This window comes from Acinetobacter sp. ANC_7634 (assembly GCF_056779875.1).
The window spans coordinates 1-25,947 of the sequence record NZ_JBWYIT010000011.1 but is presented as its reverse complement, the minus strand read 5'-3'; the positions used below and the strand labels follow the sequence as shown (position 1 = coordinate 25,947).

25 protein-coding genes are annotated in these 25,947 nt (G+C 36.7%); 2 read left to right on the top strand and 23 right to left on the bottom strand.

Annotation, left to right across the window (positions count from 1 at the left end; all coding sequences use genetic code 11):
* Positions 1-11 precede the first annotated feature (11 nt).
* On the bottom strand, positions 12-461 hold the full coding sequence (locus AC1M9A_RS11480; protein ID WP_092767707.1) for a MarR family winged helix-turn-helix transcriptional regulator: 450 nt from the start codon (positions 459-461) through the stop codon (positions 12-14).
* A 174-nt stretch (positions 462-635) separates the two neighbouring features.
* On the opposite strand from AC1M9A_RS11480, the gene AC1M9A_RS11475 reads away from it, so the two are divergent.
* Positions 636-1,997 (top strand): spinster family MFS transporter, encoded by a 1,362-nt coding sequence (locus tag AC1M9A_RS11475; protein WP_481609106.1) that lies wholly within the window; start codon positions 636-638, stop codon positions 1,995-1,997.
* A 604-nt stretch (positions 1,998-2,601) separates the two neighbouring features.
* Here the strand turns inward: AC1M9A_RS11475 and AC1M9A_RS11470 are convergent.
* The 17 genes from AC1M9A_RS11470 to AC1M9A_RS11390 all read right to left on the bottom strand — a co-directional run bounded on the left by AC1M9A_RS11470 (position 2,602) and on the right by AC1M9A_RS11390 (position 19,478).
* Positions 2,602-3,588 carry a TauD/TfdA family dioxygenase gene (locus AC1M9A_RS11470; RefSeq protein ID WP_481587677.1) on the bottom strand — a complete coding sequence of 329 codons (987 nt, stop codon included), beginning with the start codon at positions 3,586-3,588 and terminating at the stop codon, positions 2,602-2,604.
* Between the two features lie 17 nt (positions 3,589-3,605).
* The gene (locus AC1M9A_RS11465) at positions 3,606-4,349 is read right to left on the bottom strand and encodes a class II aldolase/adducin family protein (protein ID WP_228143120.1); all 744 of its coding nucleotides are present in this window, start codon (positions 4,347-4,349) and stop codon (positions 3,606-3,608) included.
* Positions 4,339-5,340, bottom strand: coding sequence for a ketopantoate reductase family protein (locus tag AC1M9A_RS11460; RefSeq protein WP_481610254.1), 1,002 nt, complete (start codon positions 5,338-5,340; stop codon positions 4,339-4,341). Before AC1M9A_RS11460 ends, AC1M9A_RS11465 begins: the two co-directional genes overlap by 11 nt.
* 38 nt (positions 5,341-5,378) lie before the next feature.
* The gene (locus AC1M9A_RS11455) at positions 5,379-6,152 is read right to left on the bottom strand and encodes an ABC transporter ATP-binding protein (protein WP_035266352.1); all 774 of its coding nucleotides are present in this window, start codon (positions 6,150-6,152) and stop codon (positions 5,379-5,381) included.
* Positions 6,149-7,951 (bottom strand): branched-chain amino acid ABC transporter ATP-binding protein/permease, encoded by a 1,803-nt coding sequence (locus AC1M9A_RS11450; RefSeq protein WP_092767697.1) that lies wholly within the window; start codon positions 7,949-7,951, stop codon positions 6,149-6,151. Before AC1M9A_RS11450 ends, AC1M9A_RS11455 begins: the two co-directional genes overlap by 4 nt.
* A complete protein-coding gene (locus tag AC1M9A_RS11445; protein ID WP_035266350.1) occupies positions 7,948-8,985 on the bottom strand; it encodes a branched-chain amino acid ABC transporter permease in 1,038 nt (345 codons plus the stop codon). Before AC1M9A_RS11445 ends, AC1M9A_RS11450 begins: the two co-directional genes overlap by 4 nt.
* A gap of 88 nt (positions 8,986-9,073) precedes the next feature.
* The gene (locus tag AC1M9A_RS11440; protein ID WP_180028233.1) at positions 9,074-10,216 is read right to left on the bottom strand and encodes an ABC transporter substrate-binding protein; all 1,143 of its coding nucleotides are present in this window, start codon (positions 10,214-10,216) and stop codon (positions 9,074-9,076) included.
* A gap of 35 nt (positions 10,217-10,251) precedes the next feature.
* Positions 10,252-11,487 (bottom strand): OprD family outer membrane porin, encoded by a 1,236-nt coding sequence (locus AC1M9A_RS11435; protein ID WP_481587681.1) that lies wholly within the window; start codon positions 11,485-11,487, stop codon positions 10,252-10,254.
* 226 nt (positions 11,488-11,713) lie between these two features.
* On the bottom strand, positions 11,714-12,676 hold the full coding sequence (locus AC1M9A_RS11430) for a p-hydroxyphenylacetate 3-hydroxylase reductase component (RefSeq protein WP_180028234.1): 963 nt from the start codon (positions 12,674-12,676) through the stop codon (positions 11,714-11,716).
* A 49-nt stretch (positions 12,677-12,725) separates the two neighbouring features.
* A complete protein-coding gene (locus AC1M9A_RS11425; RefSeq protein WP_481592082.1) occupies positions 12,726-13,679 on the bottom strand; it encodes a PDR/VanB family oxidoreductase in 954 nt (317 codons plus the stop codon).
* 29 nt (positions 13,680-13,708) lie between these two features.
* Entirely contained in the window at positions 13,709-14,446 is a 738-nt protein-coding gene (locus AC1M9A_RS11420) for an SDR family NAD(P)-dependent oxidoreductase (RefSeq protein WP_092767689.1), read from the bottom strand.
* A gap of 9 nt (positions 14,447-14,455) precedes the next feature.
* Entirely contained in the window at positions 14,456-14,941 is a 486-nt protein-coding gene (locus AC1M9A_RS11415; protein ID WP_481610253.1) for an aromatic-ring-hydroxylating dioxygenase subunit beta, read from the bottom strand.
* A 10-nt stretch (positions 14,942-14,951) separates the two neighbouring features.
* Positions 14,952-16,229, bottom strand: coding sequence for an aromatic ring-hydroxylating oxygenase subunit alpha (locus AC1M9A_RS11410; protein WP_035266339.1), 1,278 nt, complete (start codon positions 16,227-16,229; stop codon positions 14,952-14,954).
* Between the two features lie 39 nt (positions 16,230-16,268).
* On the bottom strand, positions 16,269-16,796 hold the full coding sequence (locus tag AC1M9A_RS11405) for a nuclear transport factor 2 family protein (protein ID WP_092767685.1): 528 nt from the start codon (positions 16,794-16,796) through the stop codon (positions 16,269-16,271).
* 10 nt (positions 16,797-16,806) lie between these two features.
* Entirely contained in the window at positions 16,807-17,166 is a 360-nt protein-coding gene (locus AC1M9A_RS11400) for a hypothetical protein (RefSeq protein ID WP_035266405.1), read from the bottom strand.
* A 24-nt stretch (positions 17,167-17,190) separates the two neighbouring features.
* Positions 17,191-18,348 carry an acyl-CoA dehydrogenase family protein gene (locus AC1M9A_RS11395; RefSeq protein WP_481592079.1) on the bottom strand — a complete coding sequence of 386 codons (1,158 nt, stop codon included), beginning with the start codon at positions 18,346-18,348 and terminating at the stop codon, positions 17,191-17,193.
* Entirely contained in the window at positions 18,345-19,478 is a 1,134-nt protein-coding gene (locus AC1M9A_RS11390; protein WP_481610252.1) for an amidase, read from the bottom strand. Before AC1M9A_RS11390 ends, AC1M9A_RS11395 begins: the two co-directional genes overlap by 4 nt.
* A gap of 138 nt (positions 19,479-19,616) precedes the next feature.
* Between AC1M9A_RS11390 and AC1M9A_RS11385 the strand changes: the two genes are divergently transcribed.
* The gene (locus AC1M9A_RS11385) at positions 19,617-20,084 is read left to right on the top strand and encodes a MarR family winged helix-turn-helix transcriptional regulator (RefSeq protein ID WP_092767678.1); all 468 of its coding nucleotides are present in this window, start codon (positions 19,617-19,619) and stop codon (positions 20,082-20,084) included.
* Between the two features lie 30 nt (positions 20,085-20,114).
* Here the strand turns inward: AC1M9A_RS11385 and AC1M9A_RS11380 are convergent, their stop codons facing one another.
* From AC1M9A_RS11380 to AC1M9A_RS11360, 5 genes are all read right to left on the bottom strand, one after another.
* Positions 20,115-21,101, bottom strand: a complete 987-nt coding sequence (locus AC1M9A_RS11380) for a 3-hydroxybutyryl-CoA dehydrogenase (RefSeq protein WP_481610289.1) — start codon at positions 21,099-21,101, stop codon at positions 20,115-20,117.
* Entirely contained in the window at positions 21,092-22,207 is a 1,116-nt protein-coding gene (locus AC1M9A_RS11375; protein WP_481610251.1) for an NAD/NADP octopine/nopaline dehydrogenase family protein, read from the bottom strand. The genes AC1M9A_RS11380 and AC1M9A_RS11375 overlap by 10 nt, the downstream gene beginning before the upstream one ends.
* Before the next feature lie 88 nt (positions 22,208-22,295).
* Positions 22,296-23,288: a helix-turn-helix transcriptional regulator gene (locus tag AC1M9A_RS11370; RefSeq protein ID WP_481593650.1), complete on the bottom strand. Its 993-nt coding sequence runs from the start codon at positions 23,286-23,288 to the stop codon at positions 22,296-22,298.
* Positions 23,289-23,324: 36 nt separating this feature from the next.
* Positions 23,325-24,671 carry a spinster family MFS transporter gene (locus AC1M9A_RS11365; RefSeq protein WP_481610250.1) on the bottom strand — a complete coding sequence of 449 codons (1,347 nt, stop codon included), beginning with the start codon at positions 24,669-24,671 and terminating at the stop codon, positions 23,325-23,327.
* Positions 24,672-24,838: 167 nt separating this feature from the next.
* Entirely contained in the window at positions 24,839-25,729 is an 891-nt protein-coding gene (locus AC1M9A_RS11360; protein WP_035266330.1) for a LysR family transcriptional regulator, read from the bottom strand.
* Positions 25,730-25,947 lie beyond the last annotated feature (218 nt).

Below are 25,947 nucleotides of genomic sequence, written 5' to 3'. Positions count from 1 at the left end.
AATTTAGAAAATTATTCTTCATTAATTTTTTTCATCCAATTCCTGACGATTCTTATTTCACTTTCACTAAAACCATCGACTAGAGAATCTTCTAAACGATCAATAGCATCACCACAATCTTCCATAAGTTTTTTCCCTAAATCTGATATCTCAATTAATTGAATTTTCTTATTCGTAGAATGAGAAGTTTTATAGAGAATATTTTGTTTTTCTAATTTTGAGATCATCAAATTTACTGTTTGCGGTGTTAATGAAGCAAAACGTGCTATTTCCGCATTTGTGAAACCTGGGTAAGTCAAAATAATTTTCAAAATTGTGAACTGTGGTGGAGTGATTGAATATTCAGCAAGTACACGCTCCATTTTTAAACGATATACATGGGATGTCTTTCTTAATAAAAATCCAAGGTAACCCGATTCATTATCAAATATTTCAGGTGAATTCGTATTTTTTTTAAACATACCTATTGCCCTTTTATAAAATCATAAATATTATCAGTATGCTGATAAAAAAGTATTTGAGTTTAACTTTGCATTATATATGACTAATGCTGCTTAAGTTTGAATACCTAGTCACAGTTTAGCTAAAAAAATAATGGAATAAAAATCAAACCCTTAAGGATATAGGATACGAAAATGCAGAATACTCTAAATGCTGAAGAACCCGCTTCGGTCAAAAAAAATACGAGATACGCTTGGTACGTAGTCACACTATGTATGTTGGCTTATATATTTTCTTATATTGATCGACAAATTTTAGTCTTGATGATTGAACCGATCAAAGCAGATTTAAATTTAACTGATACTCAGTTTAGTCTATTGCACGGTTTAGCTTTTTCCCTATTTTACGCATTTATGGGATTGCCTATCGCTTATTTAGCAGACCGATTTTCCCGACCAAAAATTATTGCAATTGGCATTATTTTTTGGAGCTTAGCAACAGCGGCTTGTGGTCTAAGTAAAAACTTCATTCAACTTTTTCTTTCAAGAATGGGGATTGGCATTGGTGAAGCAGCATTATCACCCGCAGCATATTCCATGTTTAGTGATATGTTCAGTAAAGACAAATTAGGTAAAGCCGTTGGTATTTACTCCATTGGTTCTTTTATCGGTGGAGGGATGGCTTTTCTCGTTGGAGGCTATGTGATCAGCTTATTAAAAGATGCAACGTTTATTGATGTTCCTCTACTCGGCATGATAAAGGCTTGGCAAGTTGCCTTTATTCTTGTTGGATTGCCAGGCGTTTTTATTGGTCTTTTATTTATTTTAACAGTAAGAAATCCGCAACGAACAGGACAAAAACTCGATGCCTCAGGTAATGTCGTAAAAGTTAAATTTACGGATTCGTTTAAATTCTTAAAAAAGCATAGTAAGACATTTACTTGTCACTACATGGGCTTCACATTCTATGCAATGGCATTGTTTTGTGTCATGAGCTGGTCACCTGCATTTTATATGCGTAACTTTGGTCTAAGTCCTGTTGAAACAGGTTATATGTTAGGAACGATTCTACTTATCGCAAACACATCTGGCGTTTTCTTTGCAGGCTGGTTAACTGACTATCTGACAAGTAAAGGTCGACGTGATGCTGCAATGTATGCTGGTTATTTAGGTGGTTTAGGAATTATCTTACCGATTATTAGCTATACATTAGTAGACTCACTGTGGTTATCTGTTGCTATTTTTACAGTGGCTATGTTCTTTGCATCTTTCCCAATGCCAACCTCAACAGCAGCTATGCAAATTTTAGCTCCAAATCAATTACGAGCTCAAATTTCTGCAATTTTCTTGTTAATCAGTAGCTTAATTGGTTTAGGTATTGGAACAACTTTAGTCGCATTAATTACCGATAAAGTATTCGGGGATACCAACATGGTGGGTTATTCAATTTCAATCGTAGGTGGATTCTCAGCGTTATTGACTATTATTTTACTTAAAACAGGATGTAAACATTTTGTGAAAAGTCTAGATGTAGAAAAAGATGAAATGGTCAGATAAGAAGTGATTTGTGCAAAATTACATAAAGCATTTTCTAAAATCTAAGCTCATATTTAGTTTATTTTAGAAAAAGAACTCGAACATCTGTTCGAGTTCTTTTTTCTCAACTGAGAATCAATAATGATTAAACTAATCAAAGGTAGAAAAAAATAATCAAAGTCTACTTGTTGCAAGCCAAAGCCGCATTATGATGAATACCCATGTCCGATGCCCGATTAAATAAAGATAAACGAAGTATTCCCTGTCAGGTCTAGGCTTTCAACATTTTTCGTTTGAAGAGCAGATTATTCTCCCTACTTGAATAGAAATCACTCTCAAATTTACTAAAATGCGTTCAGGACTGCTGAATGAGGAAAACTCACTTCCAGAAGCTGATTTAACTTAACTCATTCAAAGTGTGAATATTGTTAGACGATATAATGCCGAACCATATAGCGCGTTAACAAAAAAAGAATATTATTTAGGTGATCAATCAGATGAGTGCGTAATTATTATTTATACTCATCTCTAAATCAGATTCAGTGTTACAACTTTTGAGTAATCGCAAAAAAAAGACTCGGACTTAAAAGTCCGAGTCAGGTTGTAGTCAAATATTGAGCATTTTTTAAGAAAGATTTACTTTTTGAATACCATTTCTACCTGGGAAATCCTTGGCTAAAGATCGGGCATTAGGCATTTTTAACCATAATCTTAATAATTTTCTTCGCTTTGAGATGTCTTCATCATCTATAAATGACGATCGTGAATGCATTACACAATAGTTATTACAGAACTGCATATCACCCGGTTCAAGCATCATATCTAGTCTGAGATCAGGATCTTGTATGTACTGATCGAAAATATCAAGCGCATCGACTTGAACTCTGGATAAAGGTATTCCTTTTCGCTCATGTCCTAGTTCAATATATGCTCTTAAGTATCGGCAACTTAATTTATTGTCATAAAAGCTAAATATAGGCGTGAGTGTTGGTTCTGAGTCACCAAGATGATCACAATAAGTCGGATGATAATAATAACCTAGATATTCAGGATAATTTTCTAAAATTCTATTGTAGACTGTGGCAGCACTGACGAGACTACTCAATCCTCCACTCATTGCTTTTCTAATTGATAGCAATCCAACTACGTCAGATAAGTCAGTGTGGTAAGGGAGATATGCGTTTGTTTCATAAACTCGCGTTGATTTGTTGTTAAGATCACCAACGTTTTCTACTTTACCCAATAAATCGCCTTTAGGATTTTGGGTAACGGGTTGACCCATATACATGCCTATTAAATAGTAAATAATCGCCAATTGGCGTTCACTAAATTTAGAGACATCCAAACCTTTTAATAGAAAGAAACCATATCCATTCTCAAGCTCATCGGCATATTTTTTAAATTCAGATAAAACTTGTGAATTATTAATCGTTAAATGCGTGTTATTCAATTGATCAATTTCTAGATCTTGTTGTTCTATCAATTGCAAATTTTGGCTTAATTCATGAAGCATTTCTGCGCTTAAATAATAAATCCAATCTGTCTGATTTTTTAGGTCTTTGCCCACCCATGCCGACTTATGACTGATTTTCTCTTTTAATATCGTATTCATCGCAATTTATCCCTGAACTAGTGTTTGTTTTCCTGCATTTTTCGAACCATCGCATTAAAAAACTTATCTGCGAAAGCACTTTCTTGAATTAACATTTGAGTTAAGTCTGCACACTTCTGTTTTACGATATGATCTAATTCAACATCGTCACCACGCATTGAATCCGCTTGGCATTGTATTTCTGCCGCTCGTTGAACTGTCCAGAGTAGGAAAAAAGCTTTTTCAATCGTACTCTCTCCCACAGCTACACCATGATTTCTAAGTACCAGAATGTGATGATCACCTAAACTTTTGATCATTCTTTGTTTTTCTTCTTCGAATAGGGTAATGCCTTCAAAGGCATGATAGCCTACCCGACCATATAACTGCGCACCATAAAAATTGTCATTTTTAAAGCCATCTTTCTTTTGTGCAATGGCACTGATTGGTGTGGTATGTGTATGTATTAAACATCGAATATCATCACGAGCACCATGAACAGCACTATGTAAAGCAAATCCTGCAGGATTGGCATCATATTCAGAATGAATCACTTTATTACCGTTTAAATCAACTTTTAATAAATTTTCGGGTGTGATTTCCGTATAGTTCAAGCCGAAAGGATTTACTAAATAATAGTGTTCAGCTCCTGGTAAGCGCGCTGAGACATGATTAAAAATTGTTTCCGTCCAACCAAAATAATCAATAAGGTGATAACAATTCGCTAATTTAACTCTGAGCGCCCATTCAGCTTCAGACACATTCAATACATTATTTTTCATCTTCATTATTCCTTGTTCTGGCTTGTTCGCTTAAATAGACCGTTAATTCATATATAAGTTTGGATGTCGGCATCGGACATTCATAAGCATCTGCCAATTCAAATACAGCTTCTGCAATGGGTGCTAACTCTAAAGGGCGATGATTTTTGTAGTCATGCCACATTGATGTATATGTTTCCCCCATCTCTGAACCCAATTTTAAAAATGTGTTTGGGTCGATATTGATACGAGCGCCATAGCAAGCCGCAACAGCTCGAACTTCATATAAAATTTGTTGCGTAATTCGAGTTAAATTGTGATCAGAATAAATTTTACTTAGCGGAGCATCAGCCACAACCGATAATGGATTGGAGCTCAAGTTAGCCATAACCTTGGTCCAAATTTGATCTCGGATGTTCTCTACGGGTCGTGCTTCGATACTTGTATTTTCAAACAATTCAACAAGCGCATGTAATCGTTCAGTCATTTGATGACTCGGCTCACCAAAGATCAACAAATATGGATTGTCTGATTTGACCTCATTTCCATTGACACTTTGCGCTGTAATAAATACGACAGCGCCAATTAAATGTTCTAATGGAAAATGGTCATTTAAAACGCCCTGTTGATCTAAACAATTTATGCTTGAATGTTCAGAGTTATTCTCTAAACCGTAAAAATACCAAAAGGGTATTCCATTCATTAACGGCACGATGATTGTCGCGTTATGCATATAACGCTTCAGCTGAGTTGAAATTTCATATAAAGCGTTAAACTTGGTTGCTATAAATATAAAATCCTGTTTTTCAATGCATTCTTCAGTATCCACAATTCGAGATGGATGTACTTGAAATTCACCCAGTACATCTTTTAAATGAATCCCTTTTTGCTTTAGCGTTTCGACTTTTTCCCCTCGCGCTAGAACAGTGACTTGGTGTCCTGCTAGCGTTAATCTAGCAGCAACTACACAGCCTATGGCTCCAGCACCATATACCAAAATTTTTTTTGACATGCATTCAAATCCCTGAAAAGCGTATGAGTAGTTATGTTCTATATAGCTAATACGTCTTGATGCTTACTATTAATTCCTAAGTAACTTTCGATGATTCTTGGATCTTCAACTAAATCAGAGCCCCTTCCTTCCATTGATAGTTCTCCCATTTCAAGGACATAAGCATAATCTGCAAGTTTTAAAGCAGCTCTGGCATTCTGCTCAACTAACAAGATAGACACGCCATGTCCTCTTAATTGGTCAATGACCTTAAAAATTTCTCGGGTGATGAGTGGCGCTAATCCCAAACTCGGCTCATCAAGCATCAACAATTTAGGTTTAGCCATGAGTGCACGACCCACTGCAAGCATTTGTCGTTCACCACCAGAAAGTGTTCCTGCTTGCTGAGATCGTCTTTCTTTCAAACGAGGAAAAATGTCATACACTTCATCTAAAGTGCTGAAAATTTCTTTGTCTCTTTGGCGATAGCGTTGAAAAGCGCCAAGCATAAGATTGTCTTCAATAGACATTGTTCCAAATAACTCTCGTTTTTCAGGCACTAATCCGAGCCCACGAATGACCATTTGCTCAACCTGTGGACATTGCTCCACATGCCCATCGAAATCGACGTTTCCTTTAGAACCCAGCACCCCCATTATTGCAGACAATAAAGTTGTTTTACCCGCACCATTTGGACCAACAACAGAAACAATTTGGCCTTGATTAACACGCATATTAAAATTTGAAAGCGCTTCGACTTTTCCGTAAGCAACACTCAAATTATTTACTTCTAGCAGAGGCGTGCCCTCTTGATTTCCAAGCATTGTGATCATGCAGCACCTCCTAAATAAGCTTCCAATACAGCTTCATTTTTTTGAATTTCTTCTGGTAATCCTTCAGCAATTTTTTGACCGAACTCCATGACCACAATTCGGTCTGCGAGATTCATGACAAAGTCCATATCATGCTCGACCAAGAGAATTGCCATACCTTCAGCACGTAATTTAGATAGAAGTTCAGCTAAGGCTTGTTTCTCTTTAAATCTTAATCCTGCTGCGGGCTCATCAAGTAGTAATAAGCTTGGGTTCGCACATAAAGCACGTGCAATTTCTAAAATACGTTGCTGACCGAGTGCTAAACTGCCAGCTTCGACATACAAATATTCTCCAAGCCCTACACGTTCTAGTTGATATTTAGCCTCATTGAGAAGTTCATTTTCTTCAACTCGATCAAGAAGTAACATGGATGAGATGACACTTTTTTCTCCGCGCAAATGTGCACCTATGGCTGTATTTTCTAATACAGTCATTTCAGGCAAGATTTTTACGTGTTGGAATGTGCGACTTAATCCTAATTTGGCAATTTCTCTGGATGGTATGCCATTTATTTTTTTACCTTTAAATAAAACTTCACCACTTGTTGGAACATCTACACCTGATATTTGATTGAACATGGTACTTTTACCAGCACCATTCGGACCAATTAAAGCGAGAACCTCTCCAGCGTGAATTTTCAGATTCATTTCATTGTTCGCAACTAAGCCCCCAAATTTTTTCGTGATGTTCTTCGCATCTAATATCAATTCACCCTTGTTGATTTGATTTTCTACTTTGTCCATTTGAGGAATGGGGTGGATTGAAGGATATAAATCTACAGGCTTATATTTATTTGGGATCAACTTAGTAATAAATGACCAAATCCCTGATGGTGCTTTTTGCATCAATACAACAATGATTAATCCAAATACGATTGTTTCATAATGACCTTGTCCGCCAAAAATAATAGGCAAAGCATCTTGCAACCATTGGCGTACCATGGTGAATATGCCTGCACCTAATATTGCACCCCAAATACTACCGACACCGCCTAACAACGCCATAAACAAGTAGTCGATACCCATTTGGAGTCCAAAAGGTGTCGGGTTAATAAAAGTTTGCGTGTGTGCATAAAGCCACCCTGAAATTGATGCAAAAATTGCAGCAATCACAAAGATAATCATTTTTGCTCTAAACGTATTTACTCCCATAGACTCAGCCATTACTTGTCCGCCTTTCAAAGCGCGGATTGCTCGACCCTCTCGAGAATTTAAAAGATTTTTTGTCAAAATAATGGCAATAAATACAATGAGCCATATGAGGTAGAACATTTTATTGCCATTATCAAAGGCAAATCCTGCGATAGAGATAGAGGGAATATTCGAAATTCCAGAATGCCCACCTAAAGTTTCAATGGTCGAAAAGAAATAATAAAGTGAAATGCCCCAAGCGATCGTACCTAAAGGCAGATAATGCCCTGAAAGTTTTAGTGTTAAGCCACCCACCAAAATCGCAGATGCGACTGTAATGACTATTCCGAGCAGAAGTCCAAACCAAGGATTGCCACCTGTCCATGCGAGGAAACTTGGTAATTGTTCAGTCACAGTTAAGTAAGCAGTTGCGTATGCGCCAATTCCTACTAAGGCTGCTTGACCAAATGTAGTCATGCCTCCAACGCCTGTCACCAATACAAGACCTAACACGACTAATGCATTTAGACCAATATAGTTCAATAAAGTGACTTGATAGGTCGGTAAAAAAAATGGGCTGATGAATACAATTAGCGCAAATATAAAGAAATAAGTTTTTGATTTCATTCTTCATCCTCCTCAACATGACGAGTTGTGAGTGATTTCCAAAGTAAGAAAGGAATAATTAATGTAAAGACGATGATTTCTTTGTAATCACTTGCCCAAAACATGGAGAAAGACTCAATAACACCAACAATCACGGCACCAATTGCTGCGACTGGGAAGCTGATTAGTCCTCCAATGATTGCCCCTACAAATCCCTTCAGACTTAAAATAAATCCTGAGTCGTAATACAGGGTTGTGATCGGTGCAATTAAAATGCCTGATAAGGTTCCGATAAATGTAGCTAAAACAAAAGTCAGTTTGCCCGCAAAAATTGGAGAAATACCCATGAGCTGTGCACCGACTCGATTGACAGCGGTTGCATGCAATGCCTTACCATAGAGTGTTTTTTCAAAGAAATACCAAAGCACTAAAATCATCACAAAGAATGAAACGATAATGATCAAAGTTTGACTGCTTAAAACAAGAGTCCCAATTTCAAAGCTTTTATCACTAAATGGTTGTGTTTGAGCACCATTTGGACCGAATATCACGAGTCCTAAACCGACTAATGCCACATGAACCGCTATCGACACGATCAATAAAACTAAAGGTTTGGCTGCGACTAAAGGTTGAAAAAAAGTGCGATACATTTGAGGACCAAGCGGTGTAATCACAGCCAAAGTCAATAAAACTTGAATTGGCATTGGAAGCGTCGCTAAAGGTAGTGTGTACATCGCGATAACGATCAAAGAAATATAAATCAATGACGCAATAAAAATTTTGATATTAAATATTTGATTTTTAAAAAATTTAGCGTATAAATCCAGACTTGTATTGACAATAAAAAACGCAACTACCAGCCAAACTATTAAGCTTGGAATACCTGCTTGAATGGATGCCAAAGTCAATGCACCAAATACAGCAAATTCACCCAATGGAATAAGTAATATCCGAGTGACAGTAAAAACTAAAATGATACATAGCGCTAATAATGCATAAATAGCACCACTGGTAATACCATCCTGCCCCAAAATTAACGCGATATTTAAATCCATAACATCTTCCTACCCTTTTTTGAGGATGAATTTACCTAGAGCGATATATGCATATCGCTCTGAGTTTATTTATGATGAAAAGCTAAATTTACTTCAGTAGTTTCCACTGACCATTTTTAACAATGATCATTTCACGCCCACGCTTGTCAAATCCACTATGATCAGATGGGCTCATGTTATACACGCCTTGAGTTCCTGCGACTTCTTTTGTAGATTCCAATGCATCACGTAGAGCTTCACGGAATTGCACGGTGCCAGGCTTTGCTTTTTTCAAAGCAGTCGGTACAGCTTTTTCAAGCAAAATACCTGCGTCATACACATTTGCCCCGAAAGTTGCAGGTGTTTGTTTATATTTTGCTTTATAATCATTGATATATTTAGTAGCAATTTTCTTAGAAGGATGTGTATTAGATACTTCATTTAAAACAAGCATTAAACTGGCAGCTAAAATCGTATTTTCTACTTTCTTGCCACCCATTTTTAAATATTGATCTAAAGCCGCACCATGCGTTTGATAAATTTGCCCTCGATAGCCTCGATCATATAAAGCAGTTTGTGGAGGCACTGCTGAACTGCCTGGTGCTGCAACTAGAATTGCCTGTGGTTTTTTACTTATGAGTTTTAACGCTTGACCAGTTAGAGAGGTGTCTTGACGTTGAAATGATTCTTGAGCAACGATTTTAATCCCATTTTTCTTTGCTAAATTCGCTAAGACTTTTCCCCAGTTTTCTCCGTACGGATCAGCAGTACCGATAAATCCTAGAGTTGTAATTTTTCGCTTCACCATATCTTGCACAAGCGCTTCTGCGATGATTTCATCATTCTGAGTGGTCTTAAACACCCATTTTTTTTGATCCGTCATTGGCATGACTATCGTAGAAGTTCCAACCGGTGCAAGAAGAGGTACTTTCGCTTTAGCAATCGTCCCAATCACAGCAGAAGCATTTGGTGAACCAGAAGGACCAATGATTGCATCAACTTTGTTTTCTTTAATTAGTTTCTCGACAGCTTTGACAGATGCTGTAGGATCACTCGCATCATCAAGAGAAATATATCGAACGTTCTCATTACCAATTTTTTTAGGTAATAAAGCAACTGTATTTTTTTGTGGTATACCTACCATTGCTACAGGTCCGGATGATGATGTCACAACTCCAATCGTGATATCAGCTTGAGCATAAGTGGCAATTGCGATTAAGCTTGTTGATAATAATAATTTTTTAAACATCATATAATCTCCAGTTTGTCCATTAACTGTTTATGTAATTAGAATTTATAGCTATATGTAGTAATGATTCGATTTTCAACAAAATCATTACCATTGGTTGTTCCTGCACCATATTTAGTAGTCGTGTCGATATACCTCCATTCTATACCCAACCCTTTAAAAGACCCTTCTGGAACGGTGTAGCCGACAATGAAATTAGCTTCAGTTTCTTTATTATCTGGTAGGCCATTACGCTCTATGTTCGTACCATATAAATAACGCAAAGTCGTTCTTAAACCCGGCAAACCAACATTTTTAAAGTCATAAGAATAAAGTGCATGATAAGTAAGTTCTTCAGGTTTGATGAAACCTAAAGTTGACCAAGTATGTAGGAAAGGTTGAGGAGCGAATCCATCAAATGTTGGAAAATTGGTATCCCCGGAATTTTTTTGAACACCTGCAGCAAAACTATGTGAGCCATTTTGAATGTTGGCCTGAACGCCAAATGTTTTGCTATCTATGTTTCCATAGTATTTGTCACCAGCTTCACTGTTATGGAAATAACGTGCATCTAATTTGATTTTAGAGTCGCCAATTTGAGTGTTATATGCTGCATTTAAATAATGTTGGTTATAAATATCTTCCAGCTGACCAAACCAGTAAGAGCCTGAAATTTTAGGGCTAAAATTATAGTCTAAACCAACATAACTTAAACCATTACTTTCTATTCTTGCTTTACCTGGTGCAAACAAGCTTAGTTTTTCAAACTCATCATCATTACGCGCATTAATATGCGTGATTCGTCCAGCAGACAGTTTTAAATCTTGAATGGCTTTGGTTTCAAATGCCGCACCAGCATATGTTGTCACCAACTGACGTGAATCATCAATAAATGCAACAGGTGTTTTTGGCGAAAGTTCCCCAACTAATAGCTCAGAATCTTTATATTTCAGCTTTAAGGTTGCACCAAATTTATTATAACTACGTTCTTGCTCATTTTTTATGGGATCAAATGGTAAGATCGAATCAGACCTTTCAGCATTATGATTTGATAATCTTAGTGCGTAACTTGAAGTCACGTCAAAACCCACCTGAATGGGTGTATTGGTATAACCTGAACTAAACTTTAGACCTAATGCTTGTGACCAACTACCAACATCAGGCTGTGTTGTGTTATTTCGATCAATAAAGAAATTTCTTAAATTTATTGTCGTTTGACTATCTTTTACCAAGTCCGCATAAACTGCTGTATTACAGCAAATTGCTAGTATTGCAAATGTAGGTAACTTTTTCACTCAACTTCCCCTTAGTTTTTTACTGATTTTCTCACTCAACCCTGTTTAATTTTTTCTATTCAGCTATATGAAATTTCATATATTCAACCCAATTCTTTTCCAATTCCATAGAAAATTCAATTTTCTTTTAAGTATATTTATATACCTTAATTAATAATTAAATCCCTTTTAAATCTTCATAGATTGAAAAAAAGGCCAAATGATCTAACATTTAGCCCAATTTGATTTAATGAATACCCGCAATATCTTTTAGAATGGTGATAAAGGTATTCTTTTCTTGGTCACTGTATTTTGCAAATACTTCATTTTGATGCTCATCAGCTATATCAAATAAATAATGTGCGGTTTTTTTACCTTTATCCGTTAATTGGTAGAATTCTTCTGTTTCGACTAGTAGCTCATCCTTCTTAAGGATTTCCGCTGCTCTTTCTATTTCTCGCATAGGCATTGCTATATCACGTGGTAAATCATCTTTGCATGAACTTGCACCACTGCCTAGCACTAAAAGCATTCGAGCTTCACTCGTTCTAAAACCTGTGACTAATTGCTTTGGGATGTAATCATTTTGATAAAACTTGAATGCTCGACTCATGAGATAGGCAACATTATTATATAAGTTACCTTGATATAGTTGACCCAAATCATCAGTTTGGACTGGATTTGAATCTTTAATTCTTAACATTGGGTGTGGTGTTACTGCTGAGTACGCACCCTGGTGATATACTAATGGACTACGACCTTCATCTTGAAAATTAACGACCTTTCCAATAATAATCCAGTGATCCCCGCCTTCTACAATTTGAAATAATTCACATTCAAAAACAGCAGAGCAATTTTCCAGAACTGGAGCATTACCTACACCCAAACGGTAGTTTGCTCCTTCGAATTTATCAATATTGCGTTTAGCAAATTTATTCGATACCTCGATTTGAGATCCAGATAAAATATTGACTGCAAAATGACTAGAGTTTTTAAAAACTTCAAAACTGGTCGATTTTTTATCAATACTCCACAAGATTAAAGGTGGGTCTAATGAAACTGAGTTAAAACTATTGGCAGTTACACCCACTTTTTCACCTTGCGCATTTTGCGCTGTAATAATGGTAACCCCAGTTGCAAAATTACCGAGTGCTCTGCGGAATTTCATCGGATCAATAGCTTGTTCTTCCGATTTTTGATAACTATTCATTCCCTTCTCCTGAATCCCAAAATGACCTTCCATGATGGCAATTCAACTATTAAATATCTAAAACTAATCTCGGTGTTTTTGATCGAGAACAACACACTAAAATCTGCTCATTACTTTCTTTTTCTTCGTCAGTAAAGTAGACGTCTCGATGATCGGGTTCGCCTTCAAGCACATCACACATACACGTTCCACAAACGCCTTGTTCGCACGATAACTCGACTTTTATCCCTTCTCGCGCTAAAGCTTGCAGAATAGTTTCCTCTGGAGCTACTTGAATCGTTTTACCACTTTGTTGTGCAACAACTTCAAAACTAGCACCACCTAAATCAATATCTACCTGAAAATATTCTTTATGTAATTGATCGGAACTAAAACCCTTAGACTCAGCAAGATTAATAATCCAATCCATAAATCCATTAGGACCACAGGTATATAAATGTGAATCTTTGGCAATATCTTTCATTGCGTGATCAAAAAATTCACGATGATTTGCACCATCATCTTTAAAATGGAAAGTTGTATAACTCGCTAAGGGACCTTGCTTGATTTCATCTACAAATGCAGCGGTTTGTTTAGAGGCTGCACAATAATGCAATTCAAATGACTTATTCTTATTCAATAAATCATAAGCCATGGTAATTAACGGTGTAATCCCAATACCACCACCAACTAAAACGCTGTGAGATGCATCTAACAATGGGAACAAATTTTTAGGATGGCTGACTTGTAGTTGCATCCCTTCAGAGATGTCATTAAACGCCGACAGTGATCCCCCTCTTGATGCTTCGTCTTTTAAGATCCCTAGTCGAAAAACACCTTTTAAACTAGGATCTTGACATAGAGAATACTGACGGATTAACCCATTAGGCAGGAATAGATCGATATGTGATCCAGCTTCAATTTCAGGTAATGGAGACTCAGTTGCTGAAATTAAATCTAATACAACAACATTTTCCGCTTCTACTGATCTTTTATTTACTATTACGGAGTATTTTTCGTTCATAGTTTTCCCCTTTATGACTAAGCCAATGCTTAGCGCATAAATAGTCCTCCGTTAATATCCCATGTTGCTCCTGTCACAAAAGCTGCTTGTGGGGATGCTAACAAAGCACAAGTTTCAGCGATAAAACTCATACTGCCTAAAGCCTTAACAGGAATGTTATTGATAAACGCTTCCATTTTTTCATCTGAAACAACGCTGTGTACTATTGGAGACTCCATTGGTCCTGGTGCTACGGCATTTACCGTCACACCTTTAGCGGCAAATTCTTTTGCAAAAATTTTAGTCAAAGTTACGATTGCCCCTTTTGAAGCTGCATAATGCGCTCCCGTTGCAGTACCACCATTCTGACCAGCCAATGAAGCCATATTGATAATTCGACCAAATCCTTTAGATGCCATATATTGACCAATAATTTGGCATGACTGAAATGTTCCTCGTTGGTTGACTTGTGTCACCCAATCAAAATCACTCGCAGTGATTTCAAGGACAGGAGTTGCTTTAGTTACTGTGGCGTTATTGATTAAAACATCCAACTTGTTGAAATGAGTTTCAATCCAACTCACTGCTTCTCTAAAGTCCTGCTCTACTGATATATCCAGTTTTAAGGGATACATTTGCGATGGATACTGACTCGCAGCTTTAGCACTTTCCGCTTTTTCTAAGGTACTTGCAGTTAAAATAACTTGATGCCCTTGTTCAGCAAAATATTCAGCAATCACATTACCTAAACCTGAGGCAGCACCAGTAACCAAAACAACTTGTGACATGGTCACCTCCTATAGAATGTAACTGATACCAGCCAAGGTATCTGTCGAATTGACTAGATTGATAATTTTACGGTCTATTTTGAGTTCGCCATTCTCTTGACGTATTAGCTCATAAATCACATCAGCAGTGTAATGACGTAAATTTTCTTTGCGGAACTCTCTTAAATTTTGTGCACAGCGTAAAATTATCTTGTGATCAGTTTCTTCAATAATTCGCACACGTGACAGGCTACGAACAGTATTGGCCTTGGGAGCTGTCGAGATTGCTTCACCATTTTGTAAACGCTCTACACGTAATTGACGCATGTGGTGATTGTCATATGCATAGTTCAAATGGTTTTCGTAATCTGTCAATGATGGATCAATTGGAATGATGTATTTGCCATTTTCATTCCATAAATTTAACCATGCTTGATACTCTGAATGATCTAACATGTCAGCTTCAGCCCAAATGAATGCTGTTACTTCGTTCAAAAGATTTAAATTAATTTTCATGCTCTTCCCCTTAAGCCGTCATCAACTTTTTCCATTGTTGGTAAGCGCCACGCATGCCTGTTTCAGCACTCACGTCACTCTTCAGACCATCTTCAGTTTTGACTTCTCCTGGTAAACCACGGTTCAACATGATCCAAAGATCATTGCCCGCATTTGCACCATGCTGTACACGCTCCCAAGCTTCCGCATCATCTGGCGTACCAAAACCGAAAGGACCTTGGAAATGTTCATGTAGACGTAGGCGATATTGGTTGGCAATTTGTGGTCCACCATCCATCGTAATCACTGAGTGGTGAATTTCAGTTTTATCTACCGCTAATGGTTGCATTACACGGAAGAACGCCATAGAACATGCAATGTTAGGGAAAATATTTAAGTTAAAGCCCGAACCACCGACAGCACGGCAAATTCGACGAACTTCAAGTTCCTCATGACCTTCTTCACGCAGCGCTTGGGCAAGTTCTTCAAAACGCTCTTGGATTGGTCGCTCCATCAACTCTTCATCAAGATCTACCAGTTCTGGAATCATCACCATCACGCTGTGACCATTTCCTAGATCTTCAACATAGCCTGGTTGATTTTCAAAGTTGAAAAGCTCTTCTGTTTTTTCGTCTACAGAACTTAAGAATGATTTATGAACTAATGGGAAATGATACGCGTCAGTTGTATTTTCCAACTGAATCTTCCAGTTACCTGGGAATGTAAAACGATGTTCACCTAATACTTTGACTGGATAACCTGCGCCTTGCTTCATGAATAGATCAATCCACTTTTTCGCAGCACCTAAAAAGTCTTCTAATGGCTCAATATCGTCTTTGAAAGTCGCAAAGATCATGCCGTTATATTCTTCTACACGTAAGCTGATCAGTGGAAATTCAGATTTATCTAAACATTCGCCATAACTTTCAGGTGAAGGAACGCCACGCAATGTACCATCCAAAGCGTAACTCCAACCATGATATGGACATACAAAGCTATTTGTTTTGCCTTTTTTATGCTCACAAACTGTAGCAGCACGATGGCGACAGCGGTTGAGTAAAACGTGGACTTTTTTCTTGCGATCTCGTACAGCAACTACAGGTTGTTTACCAATATTAATCGTTTTATAACTACCAGCATCTGGAATTTCACTTGCATGAGCAACCCAAACCCAAGTGCTGTAGAAAATTTTTTCCATTTCATCTTCAAAGATTTGTGCATCTTTATATAAAGAGGTATGCACTCGGTCACTTTGAACTAATTCATTGTAATCAATTTCAATATTTTGAACTGGTATTGCACTATTCATCATGTATTCCCTTATAACTGTTTATGCAACTCAACCGACTTAATTTGATTGCGGTACTGGTAACTCATCATCACTAGTCCAATGCGTTACTGGTCGACTGAAAATATTTTCTGTTTGGAAGTGTTTGATTTTCCAAATGCCATTATTTTGTTGCTTAAAACGGATTGTCAGTTTGGCTGCATTCAAGTGGCTTGCACCCGTTTTGAAAGTTGATGTTTGCAACATCAACCAGTGACCAACAGCCACATCACCCTCAATATAAATTTGTTCAGAATTCACAAAATGTGCATTCATAACAAAATGCGAGTCCTTCAGCGTGTATGTTTTAAACATGTCATATACTGCCTGCCAAGACTCAAGCCGACCAAATGACTGGGCGTATTTTTTCCCTACCCCCTCCCAAATACACTCACGATCAAATAAATCCATCAGCGCTTCTAAATTTGTGTTTTGATTAAGTTCATCACAAATTTCCATATAGCGATTTAGGCAATTACGAATTTGATTCTGCGCTTCCAACTGTTGAAGACGTTGAAGAATGCTTTTGAGTTCATTAGAGTCGACCATATCGATATCCTTATCGTTGAATAATTAATTCACGACCAACTCTTGCTTCAACTTTGCAATACTTCCAAAGTTTATATGGACCTTCTCCGACCACAGTCGTACGGAATAAATTACATGCAGCATGAACTGTTTCAATATCAGGTACATCAGCCAATAAATAGGTTGTCCAAGGCCAACCCGTACTTGCACCTACCATGCTTTGATCATCATCTAAGTTGCCGTATACATGAACGCCAGGTAAATCATGGATACCATTCCACATTTCACCAAATGCTGCCCATACTGCCTTTGCTTCTGCTGGCTCTGCATCAAAGAAGTTTTGGTTAATCCCCATACAGAACAATACGCGTAATGATTTTTTAGCTTCCATTTCGATTTCCTTCTTTTCGGTCATTTATAAATATCCAGGTGTCGGATTAAGCCCAAAGCTCATCGCACCAGCATTTTGTAAAGTTGCATCACCCATAAATGCATGCTGTGTCACGACATTCGTGTCATTCACAAAGCGACTAAATGGATGGTTGGTATAAATGGCAGTCATGCCAGCTAACATTTGCATTTTGCGTGTGACCTTTGCACAGACTCTTGCAGCATGTGTACAAGATAGACGCATATCACTAATTAAATGTGGCGCAGGTTTTCGCCCGTTGAGTACTTCTTCCCATACAATATCCATGGTGTTGTAGAACCATGTTCTTGCAGCTAGGAACTCAGCTTCAGCTTTCGCAAATTCGTACTGAGTGATAGGTCGATTAGCAATTTCTGCACCTCCAGTAATCGACGACTTACCTGGAGCTAATTTTCTAAATTCTTCCAATGACGCCGAGGCTACGCCAATTCCGACTACGGTGAGGACTTGAGTCGCCAAAGAGAGGGATGGATATTTGAAAAATGGTTCGCTGAGTTTAGATGGCTCACCCCGAACAAAAGTCCAATGCTCAGGTACAAGTACATTATCGACAATGAGATCGTGACTACCTGTGCCTTTTAAACCTACTGTATCCCACGTCATTTCAATTTGTGCTTTATGCGCTGGTAAAACAGCCATACGTGGTAAGCCATGAGATTCATTATCTTTGATCGGGGCAATGCCTACACCAACGATATCTGCACCTTTACAACCACTTGAGAATTTCCAACGGCCTTTTACAACTAAACCATCATCGGTCACTTGAGCAGCTTGCGGTGGAAAAATTCCACCAGCAAAAACGATATCTGGGCCATTTTTATAAAGTTCAGAAAGTGTCTCTTCAGGTAAACTCCCAAGATAAGCTGGGCTCATACCAAAACTTGCAACCCAACCTACTGATCCATCTGCTTTAGAAAGCCTTTCAATAAGTTCACAAAACGTACGCGGTGAAACCTCATCACCACCGAAACGTTTAGGAACTAAAGCACGATATACCCCAATTGATTTCAGTTTTTGAATAATGTCTTGACTCACGTATGCTTGTTCGTCGAATTCACCTGAACACGCTCGCTGTCTAATCTCTTGACATAATTCTTCAAGATCAATCAAGCTCTCAGTTTGATCTTTGGCTAAATTGCTCATTTGCCACCTCCTTGTGAATGCTTCGTAATATCGACAATGTGTTGTGCAATAGCACACAATTTTTCATCTTCACCATGCTTAGCGATTAATTGCATACCGACAGGTAAGCCATTTGATGTTTCATATGGAATCGTGAGCGCTGGATGGCCCGATAAATTAAATGGTCGCACGAGCTTAGTTAAATTGAGGAAAGCAACAGTATTTTCAGCTTCGTCTAATTTAGGTGGAAATTGAGGTAGTGTCGGCAGTATCAAGACATCAACGTTGTTGAGTAAATCATTGATCTGCTTTGTGAATTCAGTTCTGATTAATTCAGCATTTTCAACATCTTTTTGAGTGGTTTCAGATGCTTTTAATAAACGCTGCTGAACATCATTGGCTAGAAGTCCAGTTTGAGTAAGATCATGATATGCACCCCAAGTTTCATAATTAATGATCGACATACCTGCTTGATATGCTTCATCAATATTGTTTATGACTAGATTTTTTTGAGGTAAATCAATTTTTGTTAACTCAGCATCTAAGACATGCCAAATTTCAGATTCCGCTTCGACACGCAATATTCCTAATTGAATCTGCTGTTGATCAATTTGGATTTGTTTAAAAGTAGGATCAATGATTTGTATAGCAAGAATCAGATTATTGATATCTGATGCGAATGGCCCAACACAGTCTAAAGTGGTATCTTTTGGCCAAACCCCAACACGGCTAACACGCCCAAATGAAGGTTTTAAACCATACACTCCACAGCAAGCGGCTGGCATACGAATTGAGCCACCTGTATCTGTACCAATACTAAAGTCTGCTAGACCCGCCGCAACAGCTGCAGCCGAACCACTGGAAGAACCTCCAGGAATAAGCTTCGGATACTTAACATTTAAAGGTGTTCCGAAGTTTTTGTTTACTCCAGTTATACCGAATGCAAGTTCATGAAGATGAGTTTTTCCAATAATTTTGCAATCACTGTTGAGTATATTTTTTATAATTTCAGCGTGTGAGTTTGCAGGGCATGCTTCAACGCGAGCCTGAGTTCCAAGTGTCGTCACTTCATTTTGTATATCAATTGAGTCTTTAACCATGACTCTAATTTTTCCATCTCCTAAAGAGAGACTTCTAGATATAATATTCAATTCACTTTTCCATGTATTTTTATACTCAACATCAATATCTGAAAAATTAATGTATTTGTCAAGTTATTTTGAAATAAAATAATCTTTGTCTTTTTTCTTGTATAATCAATTATATTTTTTTAAGTTTAATTGCTGCTCATGTTAAAAAATTTTGAAAATTATTTGCCAAATAACGATCCCAAAAGTTTGGAAAATTTTCCATTTTTTTGGATATCTCAAGTTAATGGTAAGTATTCCCAATTGATTGATAAATCTTTAAAAAAAATAGGTCTCGATAATACAAAAAGAAAAATCATTTTGAGTACAAATGCTCTCGGTGAAGCCAATATCACTGAAATAGCAAATTTAGCAACAATCAAATTAACAACTGCAACTAAGGCAATCTATAGATTAGTCGAAGAAGGGATAGTTGAAGTTTTCTCATCCCCTCATGATGAAAGGATTTCTATGGTGAAGCTCACTGAAAAAGGATATGGTCTTGTGGATGAAATTAATCAGATCAATCGTGTTACTTTAGCTGGTATATTAAATTCTTTTGATGAACAAGAACTTGAGTCACTAAATTTACAATTAAAGAAAATATTCAATTTAATGCCAAATAGGTAAAAAGACTAAAATCTTTTTACCTACTAACGCTTATTTCATAATTTCATATTGTGGAATAAGCTTATTAAATCGCAAATTTTCAGCGAATTTTGATATGATATTTAGTTTATATTGATAAATATCCATGCTTTCATATTTGTAAAAACCTGATAGTTCTCTAATACCATTTCTATTTTCCCTCATATTTTTTTTGATAATATCAGGGGCTTTGTAACGCTCACCAAGTTCTTCTCTCAAATACTCAGAAGCATGATACAAAATATCTCCTCCACCCCAATCGATAAACTCTAGCATACCTAACACTGAAAAACGCAAACCAAAACCTGTACGAATCGCTTTATCAATATCCTCAGCACTTGCTACGTTTTCTTCAACCATTCTCGCTGCTTCATTCATTGCCAATGCTTGAATTCTTGGAACAATGTATCCAGCAACTGCATTACAAATCACAGGGACTTTACCAATTACCTCAAGTAATGTTTTTAGTTTTTCTACTACTATATCAGCAGTATGCTCAGATCGGCTTAGCTCAACTAAAGGCATTAAATATCCAGGATTAAGCCAATGCGCATTAACAATACGTTCTGGATGAGAAATTAATTTTGCTATATCAGTGACCAAAAAGGTCGAAGTCGTTGATGCCACAATACAGTTTTTAGAAATTAAGGGTTCCAACCACCGAAAACAGTGTTGTTTATGAGTCATTATTTCAGGTACACCTTCAATAATTAATTCACAATTTTTCCAATCAATAGTTTGATTATCTTTGAAATAGAAATGAATTCTTTCTTTTAATACTTTACATTGATCATTCACTAACATCCCGATATGTTCTAAGAGATGCAACTCTTGGTCGAGGCTGTCATTCCATTTTTGCAGAAATTCATTTTTTTCTGCTGGGTTTCGATCTTTTACGTCTACAAGTGCAATCTCAATTCCTGCATATGCGAATGCGATCGCAATCGCATTACCCATTCTACCTGCACCTACAATAATAATATTTTTAATCATGCAGATTGCTCTCCGGAGTTCAACAGGTGTTTTAATTGTTGCTGTGTTAAATCAAATAACCCTAAATTTTCAAGAGTGCGACCCTCACTATACAAATCCCTACCAGTAATTGATGATGCGATATTCAGAAGCCCTTCAGCAATCGGCGTTTTGACTCCAACATACTTACCAACCGATACAATAAATGACAGGCCTAATCGTGTGTCTTCGAGCATATACCGATGTAAATGTAAATCTATTTTCTCGCGCCAATCGCCACTGTCAGTCAACTTACCATGTGCCCCCCTACCATACATCCACTCATCTCCTTCACCCTCTTTATTGTAATGATCTGCGAGTGGGAAATGCTGTTTCGAGTATCCCAATGCTTCACGAATATTCATTCGCTCTTGATCTAATAAGCTCGTTACTCTCCTCACTGAAGGTTGAGTACCTTCATTATGAATATCCCATACATCAAAATGTTCTAAAGGTGCAGCATTGAGCATAATTAATGGAGGATGAATAATGGGTCCTGCATTCATTAAAGCTCCACTCAAAGCATCCTCTATAGGCTCGATGCTGTCATAAGCTTGCTTTAATACTCTAATAGCATGATCTTTTAATTTTGCTGGATAGACCCCAGTAGGCAATCGCGTCGCATATACACTAATCACGATAGAATTCAGACTATGTTTTCTTACTAAATATGGCAAAGTACCCGTTTCAGCAAAAGCCACGTCAGACTTATTTCCAACTTTAAGCATTGCTTGAGCAAATAGGTATGTTCCAAAAGTACCTGGGGGTAAAAATACGACTTGACCAGATGTTAAGTAGGGTGCTATTTCAATCGATAAATCTTCATGGCTTGTTGCGGGTAAAGGAATAATAATCAATTCAGCGTTTTCAATAGCTTTGGATAAATCAGTTTCAAGTTGGATTTTTTGATGTTCATCCCCAACAGATACTGTTCTAGTGCCACGAAAGTCTTTTACAGTAAGCTCACCATATTTCGCTAATTCTTTTAGTGAATCTCGATCTCTTCGCCATAATTTAACTTCGTGATTTTTTTCCGCCATCTCCACTGCTGATGCATAACATCCATGTCCACCGCCAAGAACCGTGATTTTCATTTTCTTCCCTTACATATTTATTGTGTATTGTGATAGTAGGAAAGATTCTTCCTTTTACTCGCGTCAAAAAGCGGTGCTGCTATTCGAATTACGAATTTATTTCTATTAATTTGTTTTGTTTCACGGTTTCTGAAGGCGTGCATCCATAACGTTTTTTATAAAGCCGAGTAAAGTGTCCAAAACTTCTTACACCATGAGCATTGAAGATATCAATTATAGGCTGATCAACCTGAGTGTGTTTAAGTTCTTGATGAACTCGGTCCAATTTGATTGATGTCATGAAACTGAGAGGCGTTTGGTTCAAATAAGTATTAAATCCCTTTTGAAGCGTTCTTACCGAGACTTTTACAAGCCTCGCAACTTCCTCAATCGAGATTGCTTCCATATAATGTTGCTCAATCAAATGAGCTGCATTTTTAATATAACTTGGGATGAGTTGATTTTTTTTATCTGCGATTCGTTCACTGAAATTATGTGGAATTTTGATCAATAATAACTCAGTCAAATATGAACTAAAGCTATCAGAAATTTGCCACCAGTTTTCAATATTTGAATATGCAAAGCATAAGTAGTTCAGTGTTTCTAAAATTGAAATTCTTTCTTCAGACGTATAGGAAATGCCACTATCGAAAATAAGATTTTTTTGAGGGATATATCCCAACAAGCGATATAAAACAGTGTTAATCAACTCATGATCAATTTTTAATATAATATTTCTACATTTGGCTTTGAGTTCAATTCTATTTTCAAAATGAGGATGAGAAACTGTAAGTAATCCAGGACGTTGTTGATAAGTTGAATGATCATATTTGACTTTACATTCCCCTTCCAAATTAAATCTAAACAGATAACTTTGACACTCAGCACCAAAACTAATTTGAACTGGAGCGTTGTAACTTAATTCAAATAGTGCAACTTGACCAAATGAAAACCCACTTAATTTTACTTCTAAAGATTCATCATTCAATACTTCAAATTGATGAGGGCACAAGTATTGTCCTATCACATCTCTAATCTGAAAATAATCTTTTGAAGACAATAAGTTGAATTTCTTTAAAAGTTTCAGATTCGATAAATACATGATAGGTGTACCCTCATTATTTTATTCAGACATGATTTATTTAGACTCAACTTGCAAACTATTTTCGAAGGCTTTACAACCCACTTTCAATAATACAAAGCAAAATATGCATGATATTGCACCAACAATAGATATCGATGAACCGACCATTAAAGGATTTTCAAAAAAACGATCCGTAATTAAAGCCACTAATGTGGTACCAATACCTAAAGCAATCAAATTACTGATGAGTAAAAAGATAGATGAGATTTGGGCACGTAATTGATTTGGCGAAAGCATTTGCATTGCTGTTGTTGAGATCGGCATTGGGAAAGAAGCAAAAAACATTGCAACAACCAACAATGTAACTGATAGCCATAATTCATTAACTTGTGAAAACAAAATCATTGGAATAATCAGACCTACAATTCCAATCACCCCCACAAACATAGGCGAATCTTTTCTGCCTTTTTGAATAAAATAATCATTCATCCAACCAGCCGAAAATACACCCAAAGTATTTGAAATAAGCAACACGGCACCCAACATATAACCCACTTCAGTAGCTGTCATATTGTAATGTCGTATGTAAAATGCAGGTGTCCAGCTAATTAAGCAAAACAATGCCATGGCATAAAAAGTAAATCCCAAATAATGACATGTAAATGTTTTTTTATGCTTTTTCAAAAATTTAAAAGTATCACTAAGCTTTACTTTTACCACGTTCCCCTGCGCATCGACCATTTGCCCTTTACGCTTAGGATCTTTAACAGTTAAAAGTACCAATATGCCAATAATGACTCCTGGTAAACCTACTAAAATAAACGCCACTTGCCATGCCTTTAACATTCCAAATAAGGGTACAGCAATAAGAGACATGTCCTTGAGTAATCCAATGACAAAACCACCTACTAAGAATGCGATTCCCCCACCAACAAAAGATCCAATCGAATATATAGCGACAGCTCGACCCAATTTATCTTTTGCAAACATATCACTAAACATTGAATAGGCTGCAGGTGACAAAGCAGCTTCACCAATTCCTACGCCCATTCTGCTCAAAAACAACTGGATAAAGTTCTTACTTAAACCACATAAAGCTGTTGCAATGCTCCAAAATACAATCCCGGCAGCAATTAATTTTGGTCTTGAGAATCGATCTGCGATATAAGCCAATGGAAGACCCATGAATGCGTAAAATAAAGAAAAAGCTAGTCCGTGAAGTAAACTGAATTGCGTGTCTGTTAAATTCAAATCTGCTTTTATCGGTTCAATCATCAAAGCCAAAATTTGACGATCGATAAAAGAAAATATATATGCAATCATGCAAAGTATTACAACATACCAAGCATAAATATCCTTTTTTTTTGCATCATTACTCTTTAACTCGGAAATTTTTTCCATCGAAATCATCCTAAATATTTTATAGATCAGCGCTATCCCTATGACAAATCCATGCCAATTTATGCTGATTTATAAAATTAATATCATTTTTAACATTATTATTCTATTTATTTTTCCATTAAATATTGCATATAAATAGATATTTTATATTAATCTAATCATAAAAATTAGTTCATGCTCTTCAATTCGTCTAGATAATCTAATATTTGTTTGATGTATTCATTATTATCGATACTTCTATAGGCAACTGTAATTGGACTTTCAGCCTCATTATCTAGAATTGGTATAAATTTCAAATTTTTCATACCTATAGAGCATGCACTCTTTGGAATAATACACCCCCCCTCACCAGATGACACCATTCCCAATGCCATATGGATTTCTCTCGTCTCGATCAGATTTTGGGGAATTAAGTCAAGTTCAGAGAATATTCCTTGAACAAAAGTTGAGAAGTTTGGTTTAGGAGTATTTGGATATATATAAATATGTTCGTTGACCAATTGTGATAAATGTACTTCCTTAACATTTTGGGTCACTAATGTATGATCTTTGTGCACTGCTAAAAAAAGTTGCTCTCTTTCGATCACTATTCTTTTTATTGAAGGATCACTAATTCCTAATCGACCAAACCCAATATCAATTTTTCCCAATTTCAAAGCTTCTACCTGGTCTCTGGTTCCGCATTCCACTAATTCAACTTTTATATTTGCAATATGCTTTCTTAAATAATCAATGATCTCAGGTAATTTCCAATAAAAAAGCGAACCAACATACCCAATTCGTACCGTAGTATCTGTCACTTTATATCGATTTACCATCGATTTAGCATGTGCTGTTAAGGTCAGTATCTGTACAGCATATTGGTAAAAAAATTCTCCAACTTCAGTTGTTTTGATCGGTCTCATGCCTCTTTCAAATAATACGACACCTAACTCTGACTCTAAGTTTTTGATTTGTCGTGTAAGTGGTGGTTGTGCGATACATAATTTTTCAGCAGCTTTTGTAATACTTTTTTCTTCGACCACAGTAGCAAAATACTTTAATGTTCTTAATTCCATTGAAATTTCCTCAATCCATACTTTTTTAGTATTTTAATATACTACTTAACCTCTATTTTCAATACTTTATTTCAAATAAGGTATTTAGCATATATTAATGGAATATATTGCTGCATGTACAAAAATATTGAAACCTTGCTCGTTGAAATCCCGACGATCCGCCCACACAAGATGGCGGTCGCAACGATGCAAACTCAAACCTTAGTCCTCATTAAAAT

What these genes read in the sequence shown, in the direction of transcription:
- AC1M9A_RS11360 (WP_035266330.1), bottom strand. Translation starts at nt 25,729, where the DNA reads ATGGAATTAAGAACATTAAAGTATTTTGCTACTGTGGTCGAAGAAAAA.
- AC1M9A_RS11470 (WP_481587677.1), bottom strand. Translation starts at nt 3,588, where the DNA reads ATGAATACGATATTAAAAGAGAAAATCAGTCATAAGTCGGCATGGGTG.
- AC1M9A_RS11425 (WP_481592082.1), bottom strand. Translation starts at nt 13,679, where the DNA reads ATGAACGAAAAATACTCCGTAATAGTAAATAAAAGATCAGTAGAAGCG.
- AC1M9A_RS11460 (WP_481610254.1), bottom strand. Translation starts at nt 5,340, where the DNA reads ATGTCAAAAAAAATTTTGGTATATGGTGCTGGAGCCATAGGCTGTGTA.
- AC1M9A_RS11415 (WP_481610253.1), bottom strand. Translation starts at nt 14,941, where the DNA reads ATGAAAATTAATTTAAATCTTTTGAACGAAGTAACAGCATTCATTTGG.
- AC1M9A_RS11465 (WP_228143120.1), bottom strand. Translation starts at nt 4,349, where the DNA reads ATGAAAAATAATGTATTGAATGTGTCTGAAGCTGAATGGGCGCTCAGA.
- AC1M9A_RS11400 (WP_035266405.1), bottom strand. Translation starts at nt 17,166, where the DNA reads ATGGAAGCTAAAAAATCATTACGCGTATTGTTCTGTATGGGGATTAAC.
- AC1M9A_RS11445 (WP_035266350.1), bottom strand. Translation starts at nt 8,985, where the DNA reads ATGGATTTAAATATCGCGTTAATTTTGGGGCAGGATGGTATTACCAGT.
- AC1M9A_RS11420 (WP_092767689.1), bottom strand. Translation starts at nt 14,446, where the DNA reads ATGTCACAAGTTGTTTTGGTTACTGGTGCTGCCTCAGGTTTAGGTAAT.
- AC1M9A_RS11365 (WP_481610250.1), bottom strand. Translation starts at nt 24,671, where the DNA reads ATGGAAAAAATTTCCGAGTTAAAGAGTAATGATGCAAAAAAAAAGGAT.
- AC1M9A_RS11455 (WP_035266352.1), bottom strand. Translation starts at nt 6,152, where the DNA reads ATGATCACAATGCTTGGAAATCAAGAGGGCACGCCTCTGCTAGAAGTA.
- AC1M9A_RS11430 (WP_180028234.1), bottom strand. Translation starts at nt 12,676, where the DNA reads ATGAATAGTTATCAAAAATCGGAAGAACAAGCTATTGATCCGATGAAA.
- AC1M9A_RS11450 (WP_092767697.1), bottom strand. Translation starts at nt 7,951, where the DNA reads ATGAAATCAAAAACTTATTTCTTTATATTTGCGCTAATTGTATTCATC.
- AC1M9A_RS11385 (WP_092767678.1), top strand. Translation starts at nt 19,617, where the DNA reads ATGTTAAAAAATTTTGAAAATTATTTGCCAAATAACGATCCCAAAAGT.
- AC1M9A_RS11405 (WP_092767685.1), bottom strand. Translation starts at nt 16,796, where the DNA reads ATGGTCGACTCTAATGAACTCAAAAGCATTCTTCAACGTCTTCAACAG.
- AC1M9A_RS11370 (WP_481593650.1), bottom strand. Translation starts at nt 23,288, where the DNA reads ATGTATTTATCGAATCTGAAACTTTTAAAGAAATTCAACTTATTGTCT.
- AC1M9A_RS11475 (WP_481609106.1), top strand. Translation starts at nt 636, where the DNA reads ATGCAGAATACTCTAAATGCTGAAGAACCCGCTTCGGTCAAAAAAAAT.
- AC1M9A_RS11410 (WP_035266339.1), bottom strand. Translation starts at nt 16,229, where the DNA reads ATGAATAGTGCAATACCAGTTCAAAATATTGAAATTGATTACAATGAA.
- AC1M9A_RS11440 (WP_180028233.1), bottom strand. Translation starts at nt 10,216, where the DNA reads ATGATGTTTAAAAAATTATTATTATCAACAAGCTTAATCGCAATTGCC.
- AC1M9A_RS11395 (WP_481592079.1), bottom strand. Translation starts at nt 18,348, where the DNA reads ATGAGCAATTTAGCCAAAGATCAAACTGAGAGCTTGATTGATCTTGAA.
- AC1M9A_RS11480 (WP_092767707.1), bottom strand. Translation starts at nt 461, where the DNA reads ATGTTTAAAAAAAATACGAATTCACCTGAAATATTTGATAATGAATCG.
- AC1M9A_RS11375 (WP_481610251.1), bottom strand. Translation starts at nt 22,207, where the DNA reads ATGAAAATCACGGTTCTTGGCGGTGGACATGGATGTTATGCATCAGCA.